This is a genomic window from Paenibacillus sp. J22R232, assembly GCF_056269165.1.
Window position 1 is genome coordinate 221,110 of record NZ_JBWDNK010000009.1, and the last position, 21,073, is coordinate 242,182.

The window sequence follows — 21,073 nt, forward strand, 5'->3', positions numbered from 1 at the left end:
TGTTGATGTTTGCAAATTCCCACATATTGATTTAATTCTCCGCGCTCCTCCTTCTCTCCCACCGCCACCGCGTTTTCCTCATATGTGGTACAATCGCTCCAGCTCCCAACATAGAGCTGCACTATTCCCATATCCCGCTTCCGTTAGTACCAGCATAATAGGTATTGCTGTAACGCCAGCGGCACAATAAGTAATAATTTCCAGGTTGAAAGGAATATTGTTATTTCCCCTCTCGAATCCAATCCTTGTGCATTAATGCTTTCGCAAACTTATTGTCTTTTATATAGTTTTGCAAAATATGATGGGTCGAGAACATGACTTCCACCTCATACCACTTCTCATTATTGAAATAATCACTTTCACCCGTCAGAGAAACTACGGTCGTACCGTCGAACTCGGTATATTTGAATTGATTGGCCTCGTTAGCGTCATAGGTCAGCTTTATCTTTTCGCAAATCGGCCTTTTCCCCTTCGCGAACGGGCTCTCCTTCAAGCCCTCTTCATACGACTTCTCGTAGCCTTCCTGGTACCCCTCCTCTTCACTGACCAGATGCCATTCCTGATCCTCCAGGCCATCGCGATGGCCGTCCTGCTCCCCACGCTCATACCAGTAGTCATAGCGGCCGTCAGTATCGCCCGCATCGTAGCCGTCACGGTAAGATTGATTGTCATGCATATCATTATATTTCTCGTACTCGGTGTAGCCCGACTCATAATAGCCGTCCTCTCTGCCATGGGAATGGCCGAACTCATATTGCTTGGCATCAAATTTCCCCTGCTCGTAGCCTTTCTCATATCCCTCGCTGTAGACACCATTATTTCCGTTATCCTCGTAGTAGTCCATGTTGTCATTGTAGGCCGCCTTGCCGTGATCGTAGCCCCAGTCATACCCGTAATCATAGACGATGTCGCGAAGCTCAATAGACTCTCCTTCACCCTGGTCAACGCGCGTCTCAAGCTCCTTCACAAGCTCCGACAGCTCTTTTTTGCTGCCGCGCAACTCATTGAGCCTCTCGATTAAGCCCTCCCGGTTTTCGATAACGGTCTTGAGCAGATTGCTTGTCGTCAGCACCAGCTCTTCGGCGTCGATATCCGTTCGTGCGACTTTGCCTCTAGTCTTTTTGTCGGGCTTGGCTGCGATCTGGCCTTCACCCTTCTTCTCGGACATACTGGACTTTCCGCCGGCAAGCGGAGATTCCATGTTCAGGTTTTTCTTGAATTCCGCGCCGTATCTGCCGCCCTTGGTGTTGACCTGATACCAGTTGGCTGTCAGCTTGGAGGCGTAACGCACTTCAATTTTCTTCTTCTTGCTTCCTAAATCGGTAATGACAACACCGGTAGGCTTATTGGCAAGCTTATCATAAGCCTGCAACTTCGGATTACTGTCTTTCATAACCGCTGAATCATCCTTGTACTCTACGTCTACGGTGTATTTGTACCAATCGCCATCCTCGTTCACCGGATCACGAACGAGCTTCTCAATATTCGAGCTTTGCAGCGTATTCGCCGAGCCCGAGATGGCGGTCAAATTCCGCGGGTCGTTGCCTGGTCCACCCAGCTTTTCATTAAGCAGATGGCCCGAGATATAGGATTTGCCCGATAGCGCCTTGAAAGCATTGACCCTCGCCTCCGCATTGGCATGACTCGGCGATGTTCCCAGATTATGATCGGGACCAACGAGCGCCTCTACTCGCTTTCCTTCACCCGCCAAGCCGTCGATTGGGCTCCACTGCGCCTTGGTTTTGGCATCGGCTCCGGTGGTCAGCGTTGTGCCTCTTCCATGCTCGATAGCTGAATGGTTAGGATCGGCGTCATCCCTCTTGCCCTTGAACTTGCCCCATCTAAACGTATCGCCGCGTTCGTCAATGACCTCTTGATCCCGGACCAGCGCACGCTGAATAGGTGCACCCGCGGAGGTAGCCGGAAGAAGTCCAAAGGACTTCATCTGAGGAATCGCGGCAGAGGACGCTGAACGGCTTGCTGATGCCGACAGCGTGTGCGAGCCTGTTCCCAGCCTGCTCGCTTGCGCTCCCATTTGATCCGCTTCCTGCTCCAGTGCGCTGTTATCATTGATGGCCGCACCCTTGAGCTGAGTGGTCGGTCTGACCCGCCCCTGCCGCTGCTGCACGACATGCCAGCCTTCATGCGGGAGATGCTGCTCTTGTCCTGGCGCAATATGGACGTCATTGCCTTGCGCATAGGCGTGAGCCTGAAGCTCCGCCGGGCGTGAGGAGTTGTAATGGACGGATACATCCGACAAATCCATGCCCGACATCGTCTCAAGACCGCTCTTCAGATTATCCGGCATGCCTGTCCGATTAGGCTCTGCCTCCTTGGCCAACTGTGCAGGAGGTCTCGAACTCTCCGAACCGCCAAGCGCTGAACCTACTGAACGGCTTGCCAGCAGCTGCTTAACCGCACTATTGCCTGCTTTTTGCTGAAGCTGCAAAATCGACTCCGGCGAATACCCGCCGTACATTCCGCCGAAGCCTCGCTCTGCCGTGACCGGAGCAGCGGTCTCCGTTTTTCTTTGTACGGCCGCAGTTGGCACACTAGCCTTTGCCATCTCATCCTTCAAGCTTTAACCCCTCCGGTTATCTTATTTTCCTTAGTAATTCGGAGTTCATCTCACAAATCCTTCCAAACATGTCATAATCGCTTGCAACACAAATACCGCATAGCTGTTCATAGAAATAACCCAGGTAATATCATACCGATGTTTACTTGGAAGTGATTATTTGGTGATGTACCTTATGCGTGGCTAGTTAGCTTGTGAAAATGGTATCGCAATCGAAGTGCAAAAGTTAACTGATTTACCATCAGTCTTTGGCGGCTTCTTTGCATTCATTTTATGAGGTGAGATGTTGATTCTAGGTTGATTTTGAGCAAAAAAAACACATCACCCAAGGCACTCGGCCTAACTGGTGATGTATTCATCAGACGTATGCTACTATGTTGTTAAGCCTTCTCTTCGTCGCCAGTGGCAATAGGATTCCCCTCATAACTAATCCAATCGCTCCAGCTCCCCGCATACAACCGTACTTTCGTGAAGCCCGCTTCCTGTAGCGCAATGATGTTTGGAGTAGCCGTGACGCCGGAGCCGCAATACACGATCAACTCGCCGTTCTTGTCCAGATCATGGAACCGATCAGATTGTGCGGCGACGTCCTTCCACGCGCCGGATTCCGTTAGGCTGTCTTTCCAGAAACGGTTAATCGCGCCCGGAATATGGCCTGCGACGCGGTCGATCGGTTCAACCTCGCCGCGGTAGCGAGGACCTTCGCGCGAGTCGATGAGTGTTACTCCCTCGCTGCCCAGCAGCTCCTTGACTTCGTCCATTTCCGCTAGCATATTGTGCTGCACAGTTGCGAGGTATGTCCTAGGCTCAACCATTTCCTTCTCGGCTGTTACCGGCAATCCTTTCTTGACCCAAGCCGAGAAGCCATCATCCAGCACATAAACCTGCTTATGCCCCATATACTTCAGCAGCCACCACAGTCGGGAGGCCATCGCTCCGCCTTGATCATCATAAGCGACCACAATTGATTCGTTGCTTATGCCAGCCCTGCCGAACGTCACCGTCATTGAAAAAATATCTGGTAGCGGATGTCTCCCGCCATATTCCTCGACCTCGCCGGACAGATCCTTCTCCAGGTTCATATAAACAGCCCCCGGAATATGCGACTCCTCGTACGCTCTTAGACCCGCACCGGCATCGTCCAAACGAAAACGGCAATCCGCGATGACTAGTTTCGGATCACCCATTTTCTCCTTCAGCCATTCCAACGACACGATGTTATTCATTCCGACTCGCCTCTTTCCTTCATTTATGTAATCCAACATGGAATCTTATCATGATACTTTTACCTTAGCTTGCTCCGTTGACCTACCTATCTATAGTAAATGGTGTGAATCCATACTTCAATGGAGCGTTTCAGCCCATTATAAAACAAAAGCCGGCAGTCTCTCCACTAGAAAGACTACCGGCCTGCGATTTTTAATTCGAGATCAATCGGTTGCTATCGCATCGTTTTCTTCGTTCCGCACCCTATTCCGCATAGATACAGTCCGCGATCATTATTATTTAATCATCTGAAATACTTGCTCAACGTCTTTGTCACCGCGGCCGGACAGGTTAACGATCAGGATCTGATCCTGATCCATCGTCGGCGCCAGCTTCTTAGCGTAGGCAACAGCGTGCGCGCTCTCCAAAGCAGGGATAATCCCTTCCGTACGGGACAGCTCTTGGAACGCTTCCAGCACTTCTTCATTGGTAACCGTCGCGTATTCGGCGCGACCCGTCACCTTCAAGTGGCTATGCTCCGGCCCGATGCCCGGATAATCGAGCCCTGCGGCGATCGAATACGTCTTCCGCGGCTCTCCTTCCTCGTCCAGCAGTACCAAGCATTTGAAGCCGTGAATCATGCCCGGAACGCCTTCCGTTAAGGTCGGGGCTTGATCGGGTTCAACGCCAATCAGGCGAACGCTCGGCTCGTCGATGTAATGAGCGAATGCGCCAATCGCATTGCTGCCTCCGCCCGCACAGGCCACCACTGCATCAGGCAAACGGCCTTCCTTCTCCAAAATCTGCTGCTTCGACTCTTCGCTGATGACCGCCTGAAAATGCTTGACCATCGTTGGAAACGGATGCGGACCAACCGCGGAACCGAGCAAATAAAATGTATTTTTATAATTGCGAACCAAATCGCCCAGCGCTTCGTCCACGGCGTCCTTCAGTCTGCCCTGTCCCTTATCAACTGGCACGACAGTAGCTCCGAGCAGCTCCATCCGGAACACATTAAGTGCCTGGCGGCGCATATCTTCGGCTCCCATGTAGATAACGCATTCCATATTAAACATGGCGCATGCCGTAGCGGTAGCGACACCGTGCTGGCCGGCACCTGTTTCAGCAATGATCCGCTTAGCGCCCATCCGCTTAGCGAGCAGAATCTGACCAATGGCGTTGTTGATCTTATGCGCCCCGGTATGATTCAGATCTTCGCGCTTCAAATAAATTTTGGGCCCGCCCCATGCTTTTGACAGCCGCTCCGCATACGTCAGCGGGCTCTTACGGCCAACGTATTCACGCAGGTAATAGCTAAGCTCTTCCTGGAATTCCGGATCTTCTCTGAACTTGTAAAATTGCTCGCTCAAATAATTTAGCACTTCCTGCAATTCCGGCGGAACGAAGCTGCCTCCGAATTCCCCGAAGTACCCCTCTTGCTGCAACTTTTGGTCCATAAAGTAAGCGCCTCCATAAAATAAAATGATAATCTCTCACAACTATATTACCATAAATTTCAGCTATATTTTATATAGGAGATTTGCAATTCGATAGAATGATAATTAAGCTAAATGACAAGACTTTGCTAACTGGATGAAAACAAAAAATCCTTGAATCATCAAGATTCAAGGATTTGCTTTTAATAGATTTCAGATCCGGCTTACCGTCTTGTCTAAAGCCTTTTGCTCGTTCCTCGCTTCTACCGGTCTCCCGCTATCCGCGCTCCAATCGCTCCAGCTGTCGGTTATGTCATGGAAGTCGTTTCAGATCGGAAGCTTTGAGCATGTACAGAGCAACGGGATCTCTTGGTTTCATTATGCCGTTGACGATGCCACCCCTCAGGCCCTCACGATAACGCTACGAAATCCAAAGCTTGTCAAAAGCGGTACTCCAGCGCCATTGGTTCAGAGACAGAACTAAATGAAAAACTATTAAACGAGCCCCTAGACTAGGTACTTAGGAAAAGTATTTAATTTGTGGGAACCCGTTTACCCATTATGCTAATGCTCTTACTTAAACTCAATTTTTCTATCTTTATAATAATATTCCTTGTCATGGTCATTAATTTCACGCAGCACACGGCAGGGATTGCCGACTGCAACCACGTTGGAAGGGATATCTTTCGTTACAACGCTTCCTGCGCCAATAACGGTATTATCACCAATTTTGACTCCTGGGACAATGATAGCACCTGCACCAATCCAAGCATTCCGGCCAATATGTACCGGCATATTGAACTGTGTTACATTTTCGCGAAGATGGGGAACAATGGGGTGCCCTGCGGTAGCTACCGTTACATTAGGACCAAACATCGTATGGTCTCCCACATAAATATGGGTGTCATCCACCATAGTCAGATTAAAGTTGGCATAAATACCTTTTCCAAAATGTACATGCTTTCCACCCCAATTTGCATGAAATGGCGGTTCAATATAACAGTCATCACCTATTTCAGCAAACATTTGCTCCATAAGCTGTTTACGCTTCTCCACCTCGGACGGACGCGTTGCGTTAAAATCATATAGTCTCTCCAGACATTTGCTCTGTTCAGTTAATAACCCTTCATCGGTACAGTTGTATAGCTCACCCGTATGCATTTTCTCATATGTTGTCATTTAAAGATCCTCCGTTATTGTTCTACTTCAATTCCACAATTCGATTGATCTCGGTGCCTTCCGTATTTTTGCCGAGCAGCCTGCGCAGCAAAAACTTCACCATTTTGAATTTATTGCCTATATCCCAATATTCAGCAGTTTCAGCCTCTACCTTGATAAGAATAAGGTTCGGATCATCTACATGGGTTTCCAAAAACTTCTCGTATGCCGGACTCCAAAATTGCTTCAATTTCTCAGCGCTCTCCACCAACTCAGCCTTGCCCCGAATGGAGACGAACGATTTGCCTGCATAGGCGATATTGACTTGCGAATTTCGCAGCAGCTCGTGGAATTTGCCTGTATCTTTTTTCGTCAAAAACCACAGATCGCCATCGAACTCGACGTCCTGCGTTTTCATGGGACGCGACACAAGTCCCTCCTCCGACACAGTCGTCAGCATTGCAATTTCAATTTCTTTAATCAATTCATGAACCGTTTCAATCGCTTCCCGATTATCTGAACTTGAATGCATGGCAGTTCACCTTCCCAAAGGGTATTTTCATTTAGTATGGCATTTAATGCATTTTGCCAAACCCTCGGAATAGCATTCAGTCCAAACCAAGGCAAGTCATTCACCTGTGGCTGGGTCAAGTCGAACGGATCACCAACAAACTAACGTATTTGTTATCTAAATGAATGTTCCTCTAATTTTCTCATCGCACATAGCACTACAATATTCTGACGAATCACCTTGCTATTTTACGAAAGACATCTTCCCCATCTAAAAACACATGATTCCTTCATCTATGTAGTCAATCACTATTATCTCTTTCTTATTCCATCCCGCTCCAGCAGCGGAGCAAAGAAAGCCCCGGTAATCGCAATCGCCCGCTCTAGATCATCTGTTGTTCCCGCAAAAGGGTGCACCGTCCCGAACGTATGAGTCGCTCCCTCCAGCTGCGCGAAGCGATGTTGCGGAGCTGCCGCCTGGAGCAAATGAAAACCTGCAAGCAAACGTTCCGAATCCTGACCGCCTTGAATAAACAATACAGGTGTCTGCAGTGCTGCCGCCTTAGCAACAATGGCGAAGCGCTCGCGATTCAAGTCAATATCTTCAAACACGACAGCCTCAATCGGCATTTCCTGCTTCGTTCTCGCATTAGTGACATATCCAATGCCATCCCGCAGCACCTGCTCGCGAAACGCCGCTCCGAATAAGTTCACATTCGCAATCCCGTTCCATGAAACGACTCCGCGAATTTCGGGATGCTCTGCTGCAAAAAGCACGCTGTTCCCGCCACCGCGGCTGTGCCCTACTAGAAAAATCTGACCGTTATCCAGCCTCGCAGACAGCGGTAGACTTCCAACAAGCACGGCTTCAAGAACAGCCGCCAAGTCCTCCTGCTCCTGCGAATAAGTGTTGCGTGCGAACTTATCCAACTCGTCGAAGTCCCGCTCATCCACACCGTTATGCGAAAAATTGAACGTAATGACCGCATAGTCCTGCTGCGCGAATCGCTCAGAAGCATACGGGAAGAACCCCCAATCCTTAAAACCCTTGAAACCATGCGCAAAAAGGAGAACCGGCCGTCGCCCTCCCTCCTCCTTCACTCGAATATCGCCTCTAATCAACACGCCCGGCTCCAGCTCTAACGTAAACGTCTGATGCACAATGCTCGAATGACTCACCTGCAGCACCTTCCCCATCGCTATTTTGGATAACCATAAAGCATATTTGTTTTCCCCAAGCTGTCTTTAATCATCATAGCACCAAATCACAGAATATAGGTAGGAATACATAGTTATTGTCAAAAAGATAACTACACCCACGCGTCGTTTGAGTACCCGCGAGCCTCCCAATAGCCCACATGCTCACCCTTGATTAGCTCAATACGATTCAGCCATTTTACCGACTTGTACGCATACATTTTTGGCACAACCAAACGAACAGGTCCGCCCAGATCGCTTGGAATCGGCTTTCCGTCGTGCATGACCGCTACGATGACATCATCCATATCGGCTTGTTCAAGCGTAAGGGTGTCCGTGTACACACCATCCCCCGAATAAAACTTCACCGTCTCCGCTCCCGACTTCACGCCTGCTAATTTCAGAAGCTCCTTGAGCGGGATGCCCTCCCACGTGTTTTTGTATACCGACCAGCCCGTCACACAGTGAAAATCACTCACTTGAACCGTCCGCTTCAGCGCCACGAACTTCTCCCAGTCCCATTGAAAAGATTGGTTGACGAGCCCATCGATCTTGAACGACCAATCTGCATTCGTAAAAGAAGGAATCGGCGTGACCGTGTACACCCGGAACTGCCCAATCGCACCGCCTCCAATCGGAGGAGCCGATGCAGGGAGCGGCTGAGGTGCCGGAATGAGCGCATTGGCATCGTTCTCGATCAGCTTGTCAATCGTCTGGCTCCCGCCCACGCTGCCAAGCGAGGTGCCGAGCCATTTTAAGAAGGAGGGTCCGACCGTCACGGCAAGGCCGAGCCCGATCGCGCCGCGTATGAACGCTTTTCGCGTATAGACGGCCTGCGGCGAGCCTGCTGCTGGGTGCAAGGAACCTGACTCCGCTTCCTTCCGCTCATCCTTGATCGTGCGTCGATTCGGCTCCTTCAGCCATTTGACCCGCGTAATGGAGTGGTAAATGATGTAAGGCAGCCCGATCCACGTCAACAAATCATGTACCGTAAGCGCAACATTGGATATAGCAGGACCAACCGCCTTAAACTGCCACAGCAGCACGCCGGAACCGAACCAGCCAAGCAACAGCCCGAGCACAACAAGCACATTGAACCGCTGCCACGGCTTTTGCTTCAGCTGCTTCCAATGCTTGCCCGCGAGAAGCAGGTAATAGACGACGGGCAGAATCGACGCGATCCCGACAACGATATGCGCCCATTTGATCCAGACTCGACCTTCGCCCAGAAAGCCACGCCAAAAACCGCCAATAAGAATAAGTCCGGTCAGCGCTAAAATCACAACAATCCAGCCATTCCAAGCATGCAGCGAAACGAGCTTTTTCCCGTAGCCCTTGCGCAATCGCTCAATCAGTCCGCTCATTCAGGCCATCTCCTTTTTTGTCTTTTCATTCTTTTCATTTCTTTGCTTTCTTTTCTTTTCTTTTCTTTTCTTTTCTTTTCTTCTCTTTACTTTCTTTTTCTTTGCTTTCTTTTTCTTCTTTTTTCTTTTCATTCTTTTCTTCTTTTTCTTCTTTCTTTCTTTCTTTTCCTTTTCTTCTTTTCTTCTTTTCTTCTTTTCTTCTTTTCTTCTTTTCTTCTTTTCTTCTTACGTATTAGTTGTAACTGCGTGGTACGTTCTACACAAATGCTATTTCAACTGCGACGTATTTTTCGCAACCTTTATTCGGTTCCAACTCCTATTAACGATCTTAATGCCAGCAGTTTTCATTCTTTTCTTCTATTATAGCGTCGATCGGACATAGATACGACTCCTGTACCTTCATCCACTCCCGTACCTTCAAACACTCCTCTACTATCACCAACGCCTCTTCTTCATACTGTCATTAGAATCGCTCACCTGTCTGCTTCAACTTACTTCAGCTACATTGCACTTTATACAATAGAATCCGCTATTAGTAGGTATCTCAGGTTCTACGTTGTAGTTTCTGCAATAGAACGAAGAGACTACTGGAGCATAACCACCATTTCCGCTCATTCTGTTGCATTTTCTACAGCGTAGCCCTACTTAAAGATGTAATTACATCTTTACATTGCACAAACTGCAACGTATCCAGTGCCCACAGGCTATAGCATCTTTACACATCACTAACTGCAACGCAGCCAGTACTCTCAGGCATTAACATCTTTACATATCACTAACTGCAACGCAGCCAGTACTCTCAGGCAATAGCATCTTTACATTGCACAAACTGCAACGTAACCAATGGCCCACAGGCAATAGCATCATTACCTCAACAAATACAACGTAGCCCCACAAGCCCACTGACTATATCACCTTCACCCTGCACAAACCGCAACGCAGCCCTGTGCCCACAGGCTATAGCGTCTACATCCTGCACAAACTGTGGCGCATATGCACCCCAACATCACACTCCGTCTACTCCCCACACACACCTACTAACACGTCAAAAATAAAAAAACAGATCACCCTCATCGAGGATGATCTGCCTTTCCCTAAATCCAACTATTAAAGCTTCAGCAATTTGAAAATAACGGATGCAGCCTGCGCTCGCGTGGTGTGCTGCTTTGGCTGATAGCTTCCGTCCGTGAAGCCGTTGATAAATCCGGCCTCCTGCATTGCGCTCACTGCTCCTGCTGCATAAGCAGCGATAGCCGATTGATCCTTAAAAGCTTGCGAAGCCGCGCCTTGTTCGTCAATGCTAATGCCCGCAATTACAGCTGCACGGGAGAGCATGACTGCCATGTCTTCTCTTGTGATGGACTCGCCTCCACCAAAGGAGCCGTTCGCTTTGCCTTTTACGATTCCAAGCTTCTCGGCGGAAGCGACAGCTGCATAGTACCATGCGCCTTCTGTCACATCCTTAAAGCTGCTGCTTGCCTGCTCATCAATAAGACCCAGCGATCCAAGCAATTGCTGTACGAATTCTGCTCTAGTCACATCTCTAGTTGGTTCAAAGCTGCCATTGCCTGTTCCGCGAACAACTTCTCTTGCAGCCAGCGCCTCGATCATCGATTGTGCCCAAGGCGCTTTCGATAGATCATTAAAAGCTACTCCTGCATGAGCTGCCGCATAACGGCTGAAATGCTTAGGTTTAAAGCTAATCATCCCCGTTGCTTCATTAAACTTCGCATTTCGTAAAACCTCAAGCTGGCCATCAGCGCCAATGTAATAAATAACGATCTGATGAGCTTTCTCGCCTGCTTGGAGCGTGTACTTCATTTCGACGGTAATCGGCTCGCTCGCATTAAATTCACTAACCGCTTTCCCGTCTACCGTTAACGTGAAATCATATACCGGATGACCATTAATCTGTGCTTTTACGCTTTCTGGAAGGTCCTCCGTTTTCACGTTATGAATCACAACCTCAACCAATTGAGAATCTGCAGTAAGAATACCCGATGCCGCATCTGTGCCAAAATAAACAGTCACGTCAGCCGAGCTCACCGCAACTTGCTTCACGGTTTGATTAGCATTAAGCAATTGATCAACAGGAATGGTTACTTTAAGACCGCCTGCAGTGCTGTTATTGATTGCTTCCACTTTAATTTGCAGTGTATTGCTTGTGTTTGTTTCAATTGCCTTCTTCAGATCAGCGTCCGTGATTTGTGCATTCAGAACGCCATTTCCATCAACGGATGTTTTCACTGCGATGCTTCCGTTAGTTGCGATAACGGAATTGTTATTTGTGTTGCTTCCACTTCCGTTTGGAGGAGTAGAAACCGGCGTCGCCGTTGGCGTCGTTTCCGGTGTCGCCGTTGGTGTCGTTTCCGGCGTTGCCGATGGCGTCGTCTCCGGCGTCGCCGTTGGCTTCGTTTCCGGCGTTGCCGTTGGTGTCGTTTCCGGCGTTGCCGATGGCGTCGTCTCCGGCGTTGCCGATGGCGTCGTTTCCGGTGTCTCCGTTGGCGTCGTTTCCGGTGTCGCCGATGGCGTCGTTTCCGGTGTCGCCGATGGCGTTGGATCTGGTGTCGCAGTTGGTGTTGCTGTCGGTGTCGGCGTAGGATCTACCGCTTTCGTCTTCGCCTCTAGAGCAGAAGAAAGTTCCGACTCGACCGCATTGCTTACTATCGATACTTTGTAATAATACGTTGTATCAGCGCTCAGCTCTGTGTCCGTGTAGGATGTGCCTACTACATCATCCTCATTAACTTTCGCATACACACCATCGATTTGGTTCGAACGGTATACATTAAATGTTCCCGTGTTATCCGCTGCTTGCCAAGACAATTTTGCTAAATTTGTTGTTACGTCATCCAATTGCAAGCCGCTTGGAACGCCTGCCGGCAATTCCAGCGTTGTTGCTTGCAGTGCCGACGACTGTGCAGATTCCTTGTTATCATAGATTGCCGTTACCTTATAGTAATAGTTCGTATCTGCTGTCAGGTTAGCATCCGTGTAGACATTCTCTACAATAGCAGCGCTATTCACTTTTACATAGCTACCGTCAATAGAGTCCGAACGATATACATTGTAGCCCAACGCAAGCGGAATTGCTCTCCACGAAATCTTTACCTGGCTCGCTGACGCTTCGGCTACATTAAGCTGAACAGGCGCATCCATGGCGTGGCCATACACTTTTACTTCGCCAAGCTGAGGCGTGTACCAGTTGCTCGGATTGTTGACTAGAACTGCATCGACAAGCTGCACCCTTACATATCTTGCCGTACCCGTAAGGCTGTCAGATGTGAAGCCGTATCTTGTATTGTCCATTTGATCCAAAGCTGTTGCGTAATGAATACCGTCTAGGCTCGTCTCAATCTTGTACTTGTGATAAGCCTCGGAGCCATTGTACAAAAACCAAGAAATTTGGATGCTGCTTAGACTGTACTCTTGGCCCAAATCAACCTGCCACCATTTCGGCCAAGTGTTGCTTTCGCTGACCCAAATCGTCGTATAGTCGCCGTCATTGGCGAATTGTGGGCGGTTCGCACCGCTCCAATCGCTCGCTGTAGCCGGTTTGCCTGCGGACAAGAGCTGTCCATCCGTCCGTGCCGATACGATGCCCGTACTTGGATCAACCGTAATGAAATCGGAATAATCATAGGATGCTGTCAATCCATTAAAGCTAATTGGCAGCCATACCCGCTTCGACGTCTTCAGGTCGGCAGGCTTCCATTGATTCGACATCATAATATACGAGGTTGCTTCCGTGCCCTGCATCGTAAGCACGGCACCCGATTGACCGCCGAAAGTCGAAGCATTGCCGATCTTTTGCGGCTCGCTCCATGGCCCTGTCATCGAAGTCGCGGTAGAATACGTGCCTTGCGTAGGCTTCCAGCCTGCCGCTCCGGAGGAGAACAGGAAGTATACGCCTTCATGCTTCACCAAGGAAGGCGCCTCGCGGTGCTTGCCCGTATAAACCTTAATCGCTCCTGCCGTTTCATCTACGGTCAAGTAGTCGCTGCTTAGCTTATACATGTTAAGGTCCGAGTTCGTATTCGTTGAAGAGATCAGGTAAGCTGATCCATCCTCGTCTACAAACGTCGTTAGATCACGCGAATCATTGCCGAGCGGCCGGAAGCTGCCTTGGAATACGAAAGGCCCTGTCGGCGAGTCCGATACAGCCGCAGCTACTCTCGCTACCGTGTAATCAACCGCGTTCTCGTAATGGAACCATGCCACGTATTTGCCGGTTTCCTTGTTATAAATCACACTCAACGCTTCCAGCTTGCTTGCTGCCAGCTCCTCATGTGATTCGTCGTTCAAGAGCACCTCTTCTTGCAGCGTCCAATTCTTAAAGTCATTCGACTTATAGACGATCATGTCCGTGAAACGCATGCCGTCGCCGATCGTCGTATAGTAGTACCAAATATCCCCTGCTTTGAGATAGCTTCCGATCGGCATCACGTTGCCGTCCGTATCATGCCAAATGTTATTGCGGTTGTCGAAAATAATCGATGCGGCAGGCACGACAAAGGTTTTGGCGCTGACTGCCGCCGACAACCCGGATTCGCCGCCCGCATGGACCGCCTTCACTTTATAGTAATACGTCTTGCCGGATGCAAGCCCAACATCCTCGTAAGAGGCGGAGCTGCCCGAATGAATTGGCGTGTAGTCTCCGCCTAGGCTGTCTGAACGGTACACCCTATAGGTGGCTGCGTTCGGCACGCTGCTCCAGCCTACTTGGATGCTCGTCGTATCCGCTGAGGTTTGTACCGCCTTTGCCGTTAGGCCTGTCGGCGTATCCAGTTCCATGTTCGAGCTGTAAATTTTCACTTCGTACAGCCCTCTGTACCAGGTCACGGTATTGCCTGCATTGTTTGTATGTCCCTTTTCACCTGTAACCGTTAATTTCACATAACGATAGCTGCCTGAAAGCTTATGGGTATTGAAGGAAGGCGTCGTGTTTGCCGTCTGATCCATGAGCATGCTGTAGCTGGCATCGGTGCTTAGCTTCTTGCCTTCAATTTTGTATTGATAGTAAACCTCCGAGCCGTTATATTCATTCCAGCTCAAATCGATACGGCTGAGATCATACTCGCGGCCAAGATCAACCTCCCATGTGTAAGTTGGCGGGTTTGTAGCAGAAGTCGTTCCCCAATCAAACATCGAGCTATAATTGCCATCGTTGGCTAAGTTCGCCCCGAAACCTGATACAGAAGTGCTCGCTACTGCCGGCTTGCCTTGCGATACAAGCAAATCCTTAGGCGTCTCGAAGTGGCCCGTAGCCGCATTCAAATTCCATTCTCCCGAGTAGGTCAGCTCCGCAAGGCCTTTATCGAGCTGGAGCGGAAGCCAAATGTACTGGGATTCCCGCAGCGCGGTTGGTGTCCAGCGATCTCCTACATAAACATAGGAGGTCGTATCTGAGCCGTACACGCTGACGATAAAAGAGGATTGCGTGTAATACGTCGCCGGGTCGCCGAATTTCTTGAGCGAAGACCAGCCGTTTTTATCAGCCAAATTAGTCGTTGTCGCATACATGCCTTGGTTCGGGTACCAGCCGGACAAGCCGGACGTAAACATGTAGTAGATGCCGTCCTTCTTCACGATCGCAGGCGATTCCCGCTTCCCGCCTGGGAATGCCGTATACAGAAACTCATCTACGTACAGATAGTCATCCGTAAGCCGGAATATATTCATGTCCGCGTTGTTATTAGAAGAAGAAAATAAGTAAGCTTGACCGTCATCGTCCTGAAAAACCGTAAAGTCTCTGGACTGCATGCCGCCAGGCTGAAAACGATTTACGTACGTGTAGTCGCCATCAACCGTATCGGATTCCGCTACGATCACGTTCGCTTGGTTGTAGTTTCCTGATTCTTCCCAGTGTCCCCACAGGACGTATTTGCCGGTTGCCGCATTATACAGAATCTTTGGACGCTCGATCTTCGCGGAAGCAAGCTCCGGGTGATCAAGCGGCGTAAGCACCGTATTCCGATACTCCCATGATTTCAAATCTTTGGAGGCGTAGATGGACACACCCTTCAGCACCGCTGAATTATGGCCTTTATCTTCCCCGAACCAGTAGTACGTATCTTCTACTTTAATGATATGGCCGCCATGCGCTTGAATCATGCCGCCTTCGTCGTCATACCAGAACTCGCCATTGCGAATCGTGTCGCTATAGGCGCTGTCGTTAATAACCGTTACGGCAGCCTGCACGCGGGTACTTGCACCCTTCACCGTGCCTGCCGCGGCAAAGCTGCCTACAGCCGCATATTTAGCTGAATCAACGGCATCCCACTCCACTTCTGCAGTGACGTAAAGATTGTTGGTGTAATCAATCTTTACTTGCTCCGGCAATCTTGGCTCGAATCCGACTCTAGTCGACACCTTCAACACTTCAAGCGTTCTCGGCGTAGATTGGCCGTTCACATATTGTATCCACTCGGATTCTGAAATCGGCTTAAAATTACCCAAGAGCGCACCGGCAGGCAGCGTTACGCTTGCCGACTCCTTCGCCCAGCCGCTCGTTTCGTTTGCACTGGAATAGAGCGTCCATAAATCATTGGCATACTCGTATTTGTACCATTTGTCCTCAGATAGCAGCTTAAAGATTTTCTGCTCTGCAATACCCGAAATGTCCGTATTGCCTGCAAGCTCTGTCCACGTTCTGCCGTTGCGGCTAACCGCCACATGCGTCGTGTCGTCGCTTTTCTTGAAAGCAAACAGATAACCGCTGAACAAGTCCTGTTCCAGTATGGTCACCGGGAAGGCTTTCGTTTCCGTTACCGTTCCCCTTGTAATTGTCGCAGTCAGCGAGACCGCCAAATCGCCATTGCCGTTAGATGGACGGCTTACCATGCCATCCGGTCTTAAATGGACTGGGGAATCAGACTTCCAGCTGATTACCGTTTGATTCGCACCTGCTTTCGGCAGCGTCAGCTTAGCCGTTACCGCATTCATATCCGGCAGCACAAGCGCCGATTTGTCAGATGCTACCGCATCCGCATCCGACAATTGCGCGAGTACAGTCACATGAAACGTTTTCGTTTCCGTAGCATTGCCTCGTTTAATGGTTGCAGTCAGTTCCACCGCAACGTCCGGCTCACCAAGCACTGGACGAGTCACAGCCCCGCTTGCGCTAATTATCGCCGCATCTTCCGTTTCCCAAGTAATCTTCGAGCCGCTTGCTCCTTGAGCGGGCAGCTTGAGATCAGCCATCACTCCGCTAATGTCGCCAAGCGTCAAAGCAGCCTTATCGGCAGCGACCTTAGCAGTATCTTCAGGAGCCGTGAACAAGGCAATCTCCGCCGGTCCAAGCGTACGGTTAAACACATAAAAGTCATCGATTTTAGCATCCATATAAGGGTCCGCGCTAAACATCGATCGGCCAATATAATTCAGCGTCGTATTACCGAGATCCTTCGGACGGATCGTAACGCTGTTGTTGCGTGCTACCTCAACGCCATTGACATACATAATTGCGGAGCTGCCCGATAGCGTTACCGCATAATGCACCCATTCATTAGCCGTCTGCTGAGCTGGGCTTACCGTTGCATACTGCTCGCTGCCGCCGTTTTTGAATACAAACCGGCTTGCGTCGCCATCCGTACTTGCCGTTAGGAAAATATAATTGTTCACGCCGAGGCCGATATCGAAAACCCGTCCCCATTTCTTGAGCGTGTCCTGCTTCACCCAAGTCGTAATCGTCATATCGTTTAGGCCGTTCAGAATGCCGTTCGGAAGCGTAACATGGTCATTCGTCCCGTCAAGATCAACCGCGCCTCCTGTCCGGCCCGCCGTCCATGCTGCGCCATTCACGAGATTAGCCTTCGTTTGATTGCTGCTCGAGGCAGTCGGAGAAGCCGTCGTTCCAGACGTTTCATCAAACGTATATGCCGCTACAATGCCTGGCAGCAAATCCGGTGAAGCCGGAAGCACAAGAATCGTCGTCACTTTCACTGTTGCGGCTACCGCCTCATACTTGTCAACTTCAGACGTCACGCGGTAATAGTAAGTCACGCCAGATGCGAGACTCGTGTCCGCGTATGTAGCTGCCGCACCGCTGTAAACCTGCACGAAATTTGAATCTGCGAGCGTCGAGCGATATACCCGGTAATTCGCGCCGCTCCCCGTGCTGTCCCAAGTCAAAGTTGCGCCCGTAGACGTTACATCCGCTGCCTGTACATTAGCGGGTCCAGCCGGTACGGGAGTTGCGATGCTTCGAAGCTGTACGTCATCTAAGCCCGACTTATCCCAGCGGGAACGAAAGCCCGCTTTCCCGGAGGCCAAAGACGTGTCCGTAATTTGAGTGATCAGCTTATTATCCACATAGGCTTTAATGACACTGCCCTCAACGACCAGGCGCATCGTATACCACTGGCCTGTTGTGATCGTCGTGATATATTCATTAAGCGTAGTGACCGTCCCTCCTACTTTCTTGGAAAGGGAGAACCTGCCATCGCCTAGTTGAAACATGTAATAATTATTGATGTCGGTGTAGCGTGCAAGTATGCCCGGGTAGGACCCCGCCGCCACCTTCTTGACCTTTGCTTCATACACATAGCTGCTGCCTTGACTGTTATCAATCAATGCGATTGCCTCGTCACCGGCACTGATGTTCAGCATTTTGTTGCTGGCATTAGCCGGGTCATTTGCGACAGTGAGGATGGATGTATTGTTAAGCGTCCACCCTACTGTATTTCCATCTTGAAAATCATCCTCGAATAGGACCGCCGAAGGGGTAGCCGTCGGCAGCTCTTCCGCAGCTGCAACAGCAGGCAGCACACTAGAAAAAACAATGATTAAGGCCAACAATAATTTAGAAATTGCAGGAGCTGATTTCATCGGGCTGTATTCCTCCATTCAATTGAATTGGAGCGCTTAGGAAAAGGAGGTCTCCCTCCTCCTTTATCGTTTTCAAAAATTTGGATAAAATGTAAGCGCTATCTTAAGTCTTTAAAATCAAGGCTGCCTCATGGGTAGAACACTACCTTAGAGACAGCCGGATTTCGATTCTTATTTAATTCCGTATTTCATTTCTTATTTAATTCCTTGTGTTTCTACATAAGCAAGCCATTGTTTTTTGTACTCGGCTTGAATTTTTTCAAGACCTGCTTGGTTTGCTTTTTCCATGAAAGTGGCCAAGCCATCTTCAACGTTTTTCACAAGACCGGCGTTAAGCGGGAACAGGTATTGCTTCTCCACTTGCTCAAGAGCTGCTCTCTCTGCTTGGTATGCCGTGTAATCTTCAGCGAATCCAGTGAATTTGTCCGGTACTTGGATTTTATCAAGCTCTTCGAAAATAGCTTTTACGCCGTCATAGTTTTTGTCGAACAGCATGAACTCTGGATTTCTCCAAGCCCAACCGTTCATGCCCTCGCGAGGGAAGCCGTTGGAATTGGAATCGCCGATCATGGAGTAGTAGCCGTCTTTCACTTCATAGTTTTTGCCTTCAACGCCGTATTGCGTAAGCATGTTATAACGTTTGTCTGTTACCATTTTCTCGTAGAACGCAAGTGCGCGCTCCGCGTTTTTGCTGCTTGCTGGAATAGCGAAGCCGTTGTGGATCGGGTGAACCGGTGTTGCGATTCCGTTTGTTTTCGGGAATGGGTGGTAGCCAAGCTTCCATTCTGGGTGAGTCGATTGGATTTTGATAACCATGTCATTGAAACGAGTCGGGTTGTCGCCCAGGATTGCTGCTGCTTTGCCGGAAGTAACTTGATCTTGCAAGGTATCCTTAACGGCTAGTACGTTTTTCACCATGTAGCCGTTATCTTGCCAGCGTTTCAATACAGTCAAATGCTCTTTTTGCTCGTCTGAACCCCAGTAGGAGGTTACTTCGCTCGGTGTTGCGTAGTTCACGCCAACGCCGTAAGGAAGCGCGCCGATTGGAGTGCCTGCGATGCCTTTGAAACGGTCCATCAGGTTTGTTTTTACATCAGAGTTCATCGAAAGCGGCGTTACCGTTGGCTCGTTTTTCTTGATGCCATCCAAGTATTGCTCGAAAGTCGCGATATCAACCGGAGTCGGCAGGTTGTATTTCTCGCGAAGATCCTCACGCCATACGAAGCCGTCTGTTACATACTCTTTGTATGTTGCCGGAACCGTGTAGATTTGGCCGTCGATTTTGACAGCTTCCCACATTTCGGCAGGCACATAAGAATTAAGGGCTGGCGCAGCTACGGGAAGTAGCTTATCAAGCGGCTGGAAAGCGCCTTTTTTGGCATAGGATTGGTATTGCGTCCATTCTGCAGTAAAGATCAAGTCAACTTGTTGGCCTGAACCGAGAAGCAGCTTGTATTTTTGATCCCAGTCTGTCCAAGAAGTGTAGTTGAACTTAACCGTTGCATTCAGATCTTCCAAAGCCATTTTGTTTACTTGCTCTTGAATAGAAGCGATGTCTTTTGGAGCGTCACCAAGCATATAGAATTGCAATTCCACTTTTTTAGAAGTATCGATGCCCGGTTTTTCGGCACCTTCATTTGTCGTGCCTTCGTTCGTCGCGCCCTCTGCATCCTTTGGAGCGTTCGTAGCCGCGCTATTGCCATTGTTGTTTGATCCGCAAGCTGCTAGTACGGTGATAAACACGATGATCGATAGAAACATAGTGACCGCTTTTAATGCTTTCTTAGTCATGTGAATCCTCCCTTTTCATTTAGAACTTATCTATGTTAGCTAAACGCGGAATGACTGCTCCCTTGTTCAGTTCTAACCTTTTACCGCGCCAATCGTCAATCCTTTTACGAAATAACGTTGTACGAATGGATACAGGAACAGAATAGGTCCCGTAACGATAATGGACATCGCCATCTTCGTCGATTCGGTCGGCATATCGGCGCCCAATGAAACCCCGGTACCCGAACCCATTTGCGCCACGAAGCTCATCGCGTTAATGACGTTGTACAAGTAATATTGCAGCTGGTACTTCGTCGTATCGTTGATGAACAGCGAGGACGTGAACCAATCATTCCAATAATGCAGCGCTAGGAACAAGCCTACCGTTGCAATGCCCGGCATGGAGAGCTGCAGGACAATCCGGCTGTAGATCGTGAAATCGTTGGCGCCGTCGATTTTGGCGGATTCGATGACCTCATCCGGTACCGCGGAGCGAATAAAGTTTTTCATCAATATAATAAGGAAAGGCGTCATCAGGCCCGGTAGAATCAATACCTCGAGCTTGTCAGTCAGCTTCAAGTACTTGGTCATCAGAATGTACCAAGGCACGAGCCCGCCGCCGAACAGCGTCGTGAAATAAATCATAAAGGAGAAGAAATTCCGGTATTTGAAATCTTTGCGCTGCAGGACGTAGCCCGCCATCGTCATGAGGAACAGGCCAAGCGTCGTACCAACTACCGTCGTCAGCGTCGTAACGCCATAAGCGGTCAATACCTGCTTCGGAAAACGGAATACCGTCTCGTACCCCTCGAATGAGAATACGGTCGGAATCAGGTGATAGCCATCTCTTATGATTGCCTCATTCTGCGTGAAAGAAGCGGAGATGATAAGCAGGAACGGGAACAAGCAGGCTACCGTCGATATGAGTATGACTACGAAAGCAATCAGTCTAAACCACTTCATATAATTGTCGTCTTTGATTTTCATGGGAACCTCCTACTGTAAGCTGGCTATTGGCGAATGGC

11 protein-coding genes are annotated in these 21,073 nt (G+C 49.4%); all 11 read right to left on the bottom strand.

Translation table 11 applies throughout. The features are described 5' to 3' along the window. Positions 1 to 220 precede the first annotated feature (220 nt). On the bottom strand, positions 221 to 2,578 hold the full coding sequence (locus AC0YN3_RS23500; protein WP_475777382.1) for an eCIS core domain-containing protein: 2,358 nt from the start codon (positions 2,576 to 2,578) through the stop codon (positions 221 to 223). Between the two features lie 380 nt (positions 2,579 to 2,958). Next, a complete protein-coding gene (locus AC0YN3_RS23505) occupies positions 2,959 to 3,804 on the bottom strand; it encodes a sulfurtransferase (RefSeq protein ID WP_475777383.1) in 846 nt (281 codons plus the stop codon). Between the two features lie 276 nt (positions 3,805 to 4,080). Further along, entirely contained in the window at positions 4,081 to 5,241 is a 1,161-nt protein-coding gene (gene trpB, locus AC0YN3_RS23510; protein WP_475777384.1) for a tryptophan synthase subunit beta, read from the bottom strand. A 552-nt stretch (positions 5,242 to 5,793) separates the two neighbouring features. Further along, a complete protein-coding gene (locus tag AC0YN3_RS23515; protein WP_475777385.1) occupies positions 5,794 to 6,399 on the bottom strand; it encodes a sugar O-acetyltransferase in 606 nt (201 codons plus the stop codon). Between the two features lie 22 nt (positions 6,400 to 6,421). Beyond that, positions 6,422 to 6,910, bottom strand: coding sequence for a pyridoxamine 5'-phosphate oxidase family protein (locus AC0YN3_RS23520; protein WP_475777386.1), 489 nt, complete (start codon positions 6,908 to 6,910; stop codon positions 6,422 to 6,424). A gap of 290 nt (positions 6,911 to 7,200) precedes the next feature. Continuing rightward, positions 7,201 to 8,067, bottom strand: coding sequence for an alpha/beta hydrolase family protein (locus AC0YN3_RS23525; RefSeq protein ID WP_475777387.1), 867 nt, complete (start codon positions 8,065 to 8,067; stop codon positions 7,201 to 7,203). Between the two features lie 131 nt (positions 8,068 to 8,198). Next, the gene (locus AC0YN3_RS23530) at positions 8,199 to 9,449 is read right to left on the bottom strand and encodes a molybdopterin-dependent oxidoreductase (RefSeq protein WP_475777388.1); all 1,251 of its coding nucleotides are present in this window, start codon (positions 9,447 to 9,449) and stop codon (positions 8,199 to 8,201) included. Beyond that, positions 9,450 to 9,581: a hypothetical protein gene (locus tag AC0YN3_RS23535; RefSeq protein ID WP_475777389.1), complete on the bottom strand. Its 132-nt coding sequence runs from the start codon at positions 9,579 to 9,581 to the stop codon at positions 9,450 to 9,452. Positions 9,582 to 10,556: 975 nt separating this feature from the next. Next, positions 10,557 to 18,278 (bottom strand): immunoglobulin-like domain-containing protein, encoded by a 7,722-nt coding sequence (locus tag AC0YN3_RS23540; RefSeq protein ID WP_475777390.1) that lies wholly within the window; start codon positions 18,276 to 18,278, stop codon positions 10,557 to 10,559. Positions 18,279 to 18,473: 195 nt separating this feature from the next. Next, positions 18,474 to 20,075, bottom strand: a complete 1,602-nt coding sequence (locus tag AC0YN3_RS23545) for an extracellular solute-binding protein (RefSeq protein ID WP_475777402.1) — start codon at positions 20,073 to 20,075, stop codon at positions 18,474 to 18,476. Between the two features lie 66 nt (positions 20,076 to 20,141). Beyond that, entirely contained in the window at positions 20,142 to 21,035 is an 894-nt protein-coding gene (locus tag AC0YN3_RS23550) for a carbohydrate ABC transporter permease (RefSeq protein ID WP_441946687.1), read from the bottom strand. Positions 21,036 to 21,073 lie beyond the last annotated feature (38 nt).

Bases quoted from the DNA above. Each gene is read 5' to 3' on its own strand.
- AC0YN3_RS23505 (WP_475777383.1), bottom strand. From the start codon at position 3,804: ATGAATAACATCGTGTCGTTGGAATGGCTGAAGGAGAAAATGGGTGAT.
- trpB (WP_475777384.1), bottom strand. From the start codon at position 5,241: ATGGACCAAAAGTTGCAGCAAGAGGGGTACTTCGGGGAATTCGGAGGC.
- AC0YN3_RS23515 (WP_475777385.1), bottom strand. From the start codon at position 6,399: ATGACAACATATGAGAAAATGCATACGGGTGAGCTATACAACTGTACC.
- AC0YN3_RS23520 (WP_475777386.1), bottom strand. From the start codon at position 6,910: ATGCATTCAAGTTCAGATAATCGGGAAGCGATTGAAACGGTTCATGAA.
- AC0YN3_RS23530 (WP_475777388.1), bottom strand. From the start codon at position 9,449: ATGAGCGGACTGATTGAGCGATTGCGCAAGGGCTACGGGAAAAAGCTC.
- AC0YN3_RS23535 (WP_475777389.1), bottom strand. From the start codon at position 9,581: ATGAAAAGAAAAAAGAAGAAAAAGAAAGCAAAGAAAAAGAAAGTAAAG.
- AC0YN3_RS23540 (WP_475777390.1), bottom strand. From the start codon at position 18,278: ATGAAATCAGCTCCTGCAATTTCTAAATTATTGTTGGCCTTAATCATT.
- AC0YN3_RS23550 (WP_441946687.1), bottom strand. From the start codon at position 21,035: ATGAAAATCAAAGACGACAATTATATGAAGTGGTTTAGACTGATTGCT.